The following is a 6,254-nucleotide window of genomic DNA, read 5'->3' on the forward strand; positions in this document are numbered from 1 at the left end:
TTGATGAACTAAAATTTATTGCAACGGCTTGAGCGCCGTTAGAATACCAGGTTAATCAAAAGTCCCCGAATCTCGCCAACCCTTTGCAGTAGCTCAAGCCGGCCTTCTTCGCTGCCTAGGAGCTCCTCGCCCATGGCCACGAGCATCGAATCGACTTCCTCCAATATTTTGTACCGCTTGCCGCGTCCGCGACGATCCCAGCCCTTCGTCTCCTTCAGGGCGATGCCGCGCTTGAGCGTATCTTCAAGGAAGCCCTTGACCATCATCCGATACAGCTTAAGCTCGCGGACGGTCATCGAACGCATGAGCCTGTCGCCCTGCAGGCGAATGTCCTCCAGCTTGCGCTGCAGCTCCTCCTGGGAGCGCCCCTCTTCGTTCTGCTGCATCAGATCGCCGAAGTTCGGCATCTCGCGCGGACGGGCGTTCGTATCCGTCCGTTGAATCTTATTGTTTGGGGGAAAATAACCCGGCTGGATCTTCATCCCGCTTCACATCCCGCCTGATAGTTAGAAGTGTTCGAATCGTTCGACCGGGACCACGAAGACGGCTGCGCCGCCCACCTGCACCTCGACCGGAAATGGAATATAGGAGTCGGCTGCGCCGCTGACCGGAGAAACAGGGGTAACCAATTGGTCGCGCACTTTGCAGTTGGCACGGATGACGTCGAGCACCTGCTGTACCCGTTCGTCCTCGATCCCGATCAGGAACGTCGTATTCCCGGCCTTTAAAAATCCTCCGGTACTAGCGAGCTTCGTCGCGCGGAACCCTTCTTTGATGAGCGCATTGGAGAGCCTGTTGCTATCCTTGTCTTGTGCTACGGCGATGACCAGCTTCATCCATCATTCCTCCCAATTCAATGTAATATGAGCTTCTCTTTATAAAATTTGACGCCGCGGCTTCAAATCCTGCCCCGGAACGCATATTTGCAAGCGCTATCTCCGAGTGGGCATGACAGCAAGCCGCTCTTAGCCGTTATTATCTTATTCAGTCCGGTCGAAAAAGCGATCTAGTACGCCCGCAACCGCCGCGAACACGTCTTCGATGCCCGGATTGGCGTCGACCCGCACGATCCGGTCAGGAAATCGCGCCAACGCCTGTAGATAGCCTTCGCGTACGCGATGGTGAAAGGGTAAAGACTCCAGATCCAGTCGATTGATCTCCCTGTCCCCGTGCGCGTGGATCCGCTGAATGCCGACCTCGGGATCGACGTCCAGATAGATCGTCAGATCGGGAAATCCGCCTTCGATCGCGAACGCGTTGATCGACATCACCTCGTCGATGCCAAGCCCTCTGGCGAACCCCTGGTAGGCCAGACTGCTATCGATAAAGCGGTCGCATAAGATCGTCTTACCCTGTTCGAGGGTAGGTACAATCTTTTCGACGAAGTGCTGCCTGCGGGCCGCCGCATACAGCAGCGCCTCCGTGCGGCCGTCCATGGCGGTATTGCCGTTGTCCAGCACGATCGCGCGAATCTGCTCCGCGATGGCGATGCCGCCGGGTTCGCGCGTCGCTACGACATCCAAGCCCTTCTTGCGCAGATAATCGAGCATCATCACGGCGATCGTCGATTTTCCCGCGCCTTCGTTGCCTTCTATGGTAATGAAATGGCCTCTCTTCATCATGCGAATGCCCCGATTCTATATAATAGACAGACGCCCCTCGCGTCTACTCTTCTCTATTATAGCCTGAAAGCTTCGCAGGTTGAACGATTATCGTCGACTGCCTGCGATTACCGCTGCTGGCGGCCAACGTCCGAATCCCCCACAGCAGCCCGTAAACAGCGGCCGCAAGCGCGCTGGCCGCCATAATATCGAAGCATACGTTGAACATGAAGAGATGTTTGCCGAGATCCGCCTCCCCGTCTCCCATGAGCGACACGGTCACGGCCATCGCGCCCGCGGCCCCGATGACTGCAAGCGTCTCCGCCAGCAGTCTGGCGCCGGGTCGACCGGCGCTTCTACCCCACCAGGCGGCTAGCAGCGCATAATAAACGGCGTAGCATGCGACAAACCATGCGAGGGTATTCGGCATATGCCGATGCTTCCATTCGCTCCATGCGCTGAACGCATAGGACAGCTCGCTGCGCTCACGGCCGGCAGACTCGCTATAATTTCCCAGGTAATAGGGTCTGATGGCCGTACCGTTGTCTGCGGCCTTCTCCAGCTTGCTCACGAACCGCTCGGGATGCCGTGCGTAGTACAAGGCAATGTCTCTGTGCGATAGCCGATCCAACACCTCTCGCCGAAGCGTAGGGTCGCTCTGGGGGACGATCGTATCCTTCTGAAAATAGTTCGTGCCCGCCAATCCCGCGTACTTGTCCGGAATGCCCAGCTCTTGCATATCCCGCTTCAGGTTCGACGTATCCTTGAGCGCGCCGAAAAAAATCGATTGATACAGATTGATATGCCTGAGCTGATCCGGCGCCAGCGCCATCATAAGGACCGCCGATAGCGCAAGGATGCCTGCCCCGATCCTTCCGCGCAACCGCCAGCCTCTATCGGGACGCAGCGAGGCCATTCGCCAAGCCAGGAGAGCCAGCAGGAAGCCAATAGGGGCGTTTTGAATCTTCGAGGTTGCCAAGGCGACGCCGGCGGCCACGAACAGCGCCAACAACCATGCGGACGGAGGACGGACGGTTTGCTGCGGATCATCAGGCTCTGCCGAACTTCGCCTGTCCGATTCGACCCGCGATGCGATCGCGGCCGCTGCGCCTAAGGCGAGCAGGGTAGCGACCAAAGCATACGGCTCCCCGAAGAAAGATTGATAATACGCGGTATAGCCCACGTCGCAAAAGATAACGATGCCGATGATCGCCAAAAGCGCAGCGGCGACGCCGGTCGTGTATTTGCCTCGCATCGCCGGTGCATAACGCACGAGAATCCACAGCGCAGTGAGCATAAGCGCCATATAGCAGAAGCCCAGAACGCGAATATCGAAGGTATGCGGATCGACAAGTCTCCCTATTCCTCCGGCGATAGCCACGAGCAGCACATGCGTGGACACATATCCCCCGGAAGTAAAACCGCCGTAGCGATAGAGCTGATGGGCATAACCGAAGTAGCGGTCCGCATAGGACTCCTGCGGGTCCGCGTAGGCAATGCCCGAAGCGCCCATGACGCGATTGAAGTCGCCATTGTCCGCCACCCCGAGGACAGGCGGCACGAACAGCAGGTAGGCAATGATAGCCGCCGCTGCGCCCAAGGCGATCCAAGCTGCGATCATCCGCGATTCGGGCCTTTTACGCGTCGCTGTACCGTTCATACGTTATCCCCTTCCGTCAGGACTCGAATGGTCGCCAAGGATTCGTCCGACGCCCCCTGGAATCGCGCTCCCGCGGCCGCTAGGCGTTTCAGCTCCTCTATGGCGTCTGTAGATATAGGTTCTCCCGGATACAGAAGAGGAATGCCGGGCGGATACGGAATGATCCATTCGCCGCAAATACGGCCCGCTGCCGCCTCAAGGGACACGCTTGATGTATGGGGGGTTCGTCTTCTGATCGTAACTGGCTCCGAGATCTGACCGTATGTAAAATCGGATGACGATTGAATAGTCGGGACCTTCTGACTGAGAGAGCTACTCGAGCTTCTTGTAACCAGCTCTCCGGCGATTTCGTTAAGCGCTCGAAGCAAGACGTCCCCATCTTCTTTTCTCGTACCGGGTCCTAGCGCCAATACCGCATAGTTCGCATCCGCCATCTCGGCGACGCAGCCATTCTCCTCCAGCTTCGCTTGAAGCTCGAATCCGGTCAGCCTATCATGCTTATCCTTAATGGATAGCTTCAACGGATCGTCTGCATTCAGCGCCTCGAAGGACAGTCCGGCAAGCGCTTCGCGCACGGTTCGGGACACCGCTAGGGCCGGCTCGAACAAGTCGGAGCCTTGCACTTGGATTTCCCTTCGGGCCAGATCAAGCGAAGCCATCAGCGGATAAGACGGACTCGAGCTCTGTACCATGCCAAGCGCCTGCCGAATGGCCGGCCGGTAGACAAGATCGCCTTGCATATGAAGCATGGCGCTCATCGTAAGCGAGCTCAGCATCTTATGCGTCGATTGAACGACCACGTCCGCTCCGGCTTGGAGCCCGCTGCCGGGAAATGCCGGATGAAGACCAAAATGGGCACCATGCGCTTCATCGATCAGCACAGGTATTTGCTTAGCATGCGCTGCTTTAACCAGAGGCACCAGGTTTGCGGTCATTCCATAATAGTTGGGACTGCACAGAATAATAGCTTTGGCTTCCCCATAAATTTCAACAGCGCGAACGACAGTCTCTACGCGGGGAGCAATAGCGATACCTGAGCGGTCATCCAGTTCAGGCGTCAAAAAAACGCATCTGGCGCCCGCAAGCGCCAGACCGTGAATGATGGACTTGTGCACGTTGCGTTGTACCAGCACGATATCGCCCGGATCGCAGATCCCGAGGATCATCGCCAGATTGCCTGCAGTACTTCCTCCGACGAGAAAACGTGTCTCCTCCGCGCCGAAGCACGCCGCAGCCAAATCCTGCGCCAGCGCGATCGCTCCGCTCGGATCATGTAGATCGTCCGAATCCGATAGCTCGGTAATATCCATATTTATCAAGAATCCGAAGTCCGCTGTAGCTCCCTCGTACTCATCGATGACAGCTCGCTGCTTATGCCCCGGGACGTGGAAAGGGGTCAGCTCTTTTTTAGCATGGCGTACAAGCATATCGAATAACGGCGCTTGCTCGTGCTTTGCCGATCCCATTTTCATTCCTCGCTTAGTTTCATAAAATTTTACATAATCACCATTATATCAAATCCTTTAGCAAGCCCCAAACAACACAAAAAAGCGCCGTTCCTTCGGCACTTCTTCGTATTCTATTCTGCGTTAAATTCTTTGTGGAGCCTGCCGTCAGCCTTCCGTATGAACCCACAATTGCTTCAATTGCTGCACGAAGAACGGATAACGTTGATCCTCGACCTGCGTATTCACCATTTCCGACTCGCACGAATGACAGATAAATGAACTCATGATCCGAATGCCTTCCCGATCGCGATGTCCGCATACGATGCAGGTTTTGCTATCTTCTTCATTCATGGCATTCCCGCCTTTGGTTGGCTTAATACGAATAGTATGCCTCATACTCTATGAAAATATACGCTTGCTAGCGCGCTGCGCCAAAGAACTTAACAAGAACGGCAATTCAAGCCGATAGTAACTACAGAAACCCTAGAGCCGTACAAGGAGATCCTCTATGAAAATGCTCGAGCCAGCGCGCGAGGCCACCGTCTATCATTATAAGCTGATTCGCAAAATTCCGATGCGACCAGAAACTAAATATAGCTATATGACGACCGCTCTTTTAGGTGCAGGGTTCGTCACGGGCTTTTACGCGTGGAAAGGGCTTGAGTGCATGGCGGTTGGCCTGATCGTCATGATACTCATTCACGCAGTCGTTCTGCGCATCACGTTGCGCCGCGTAGACGCCGCAGCCGGCAAACGCTGGAGCTTCCGCATCGACTGGCCCTGGATCGGCCCCCTGCCTGTCATGGACACGAGCCTCGGCCTCTTCCGCCGCCTTCACTTCCATCTGATGCTGGTCGGTTGCTGCGCCTCTGCACTTCTCTATCCTTGGGCCCATCCGGCTCTAGTCATATCTCTGGTATACTGGCACTTCTGGCTGCTCTCTCCACGTCTTACGCTGCTCCTGCGTATGCGCAAGGAGCGTGGCAATGGCATCATCCGCTTGTCCGATACGGAAGTTTCCTACTATCACATTTAATGTTCAGAAGAGGACGTTAGTTCCGCTTTTTGCTGCTGCTGCCCGGCAATACTGGAAAGCCTTAGAGCTATTAACGTCTCTCCTGTCCCCCAACAATCGCCGCCACTCGCACCCTCTGAACGCCAAATTGCGCAATCAACGAAAAACCACCTTCCGAAGAAGGTGGTTCTCTTTACTGCATTTAGCCTGGCGACGTCCTACTCTCCCAGGACCCTGCGGTCCAAGTACCATTGGCGCTGGAGGGCTTAACGGTCGTGTTCGAGATGGGTACGCGTGGGACCCCTCCGCCATTACCACCAGACCTACTGTTTGGCGTTTGCCATACAGCGTTGCAGCTTACAGAGCTTGCGCCCTGAAAACCGGATGCGAAACGAATTTGCGCTAGAAATTCTCTTGCCTGTGTAGCTTAACCGTTGGTCTGCATGCATGCAAACCGTAGGATAAGCCCTCGACCGATTAGTACTCGTCAGCTACACCCATTACTGAGCTTACACCCCGAGCCTATCAAC

General features: G+C 55.8%; 7 protein-coding genes and 1 rRNA gene. 1 reads left to right on the forward strand and 7 read right to left on the reverse strand.

The genetic code is table 11. The annotated features are described in order from the left end of the window. Positions 1-38 precede the first annotated feature (38 nt). From BM235_RS29595 to BM235_RS29620, 6 genes are all read right to left on the reverse strand, one after another. Positions 39-482 (reverse strand): YaaR family protein, encoded by a 444-nt coding sequence (locus BM235_RS29595; protein ID WP_090117863.1) that lies wholly within the window; start codon positions 480-482, stop codon positions 39-41. A gap of 24 nt (positions 483-506) precedes the next feature. Beyond that, positions 507-836: a cyclic-di-AMP receptor gene (locus BM235_RS29600; protein WP_067781248.1), complete on the reverse strand. Its 330-nt coding sequence runs from the start codon at positions 834-836 to the stop codon at positions 507-509. A gap of 144 nt (positions 837-980) precedes the next feature. Further along, positions 981-1,619 carry a dTMP kinase gene (tmk, locus tag BM235_RS29605; protein ID WP_090117877.1) on the reverse strand — a complete coding sequence of 213 codons (639 nt, stop codon included), beginning with the start codon at positions 1,617-1,619 and terminating at the stop codon, positions 981-983. Between the two features lie 46 nt (positions 1,620-1,665). Beyond that, on the reverse strand, positions 1,666-3,261 hold the full coding sequence (locus tag BM235_RS29610; protein ID WP_090117864.1) for a glycan biosynthesis hexose transferase WsfD: 1,596 nt from the start codon (positions 3,259-3,261) through the stop codon (positions 1,666-1,668). Beyond that, entirely contained in the window at positions 3,258-4,733 is a 1,476-nt protein-coding gene (locus BM235_RS29615) for an aminotransferase class I/II-fold pyridoxal phosphate-dependent enzyme (RefSeq protein WP_369803574.1), read from the reverse strand. Before BM235_RS29615 ends, BM235_RS29610 begins: the two co-directional genes overlap by 4 nt. Before the next feature lie 141 nt (positions 4,734-4,874). Further along, positions 4,875-5,060, reverse strand: a complete 186-nt coding sequence (locus BM235_RS29620) for a sigma factor G inhibitor Gin (RefSeq protein ID WP_090117866.1) — start codon at positions 5,058-5,060, stop codon at positions 4,875-4,877. Between the two features lie 157 nt (positions 5,061-5,217). Here BM235_RS29620 and BM235_RS29625 point away from each other — a divergent pair, with 157 nt between their 5' ends. Next, positions 5,218-5,745, forward strand: a complete 528-nt coding sequence (locus BM235_RS29625) for a hypothetical protein (RefSeq protein WP_090117867.1) — start codon at positions 5,218-5,220, stop codon at positions 5,743-5,745. Between the two features lie 184 nt (positions 5,746-5,929). Here the strand turns inward: BM235_RS29625 and rrf are convergent. After that, positions 5,930-6,046, reverse strand: a 5S ribosomal RNA gene (gene rrf, locus BM235_RS29630). Between the last annotated feature and the right edge of the window lie 208 nt (positions 6,047-6,254).

This window comes from Cohnella sp. OV330, from assembly GCF_900112065.1.
Taxonomy (GTDB): Bacteria; Bacillota; Bacilli; order Paenibacillales; family Paenibacillaceae; genus Cohnella.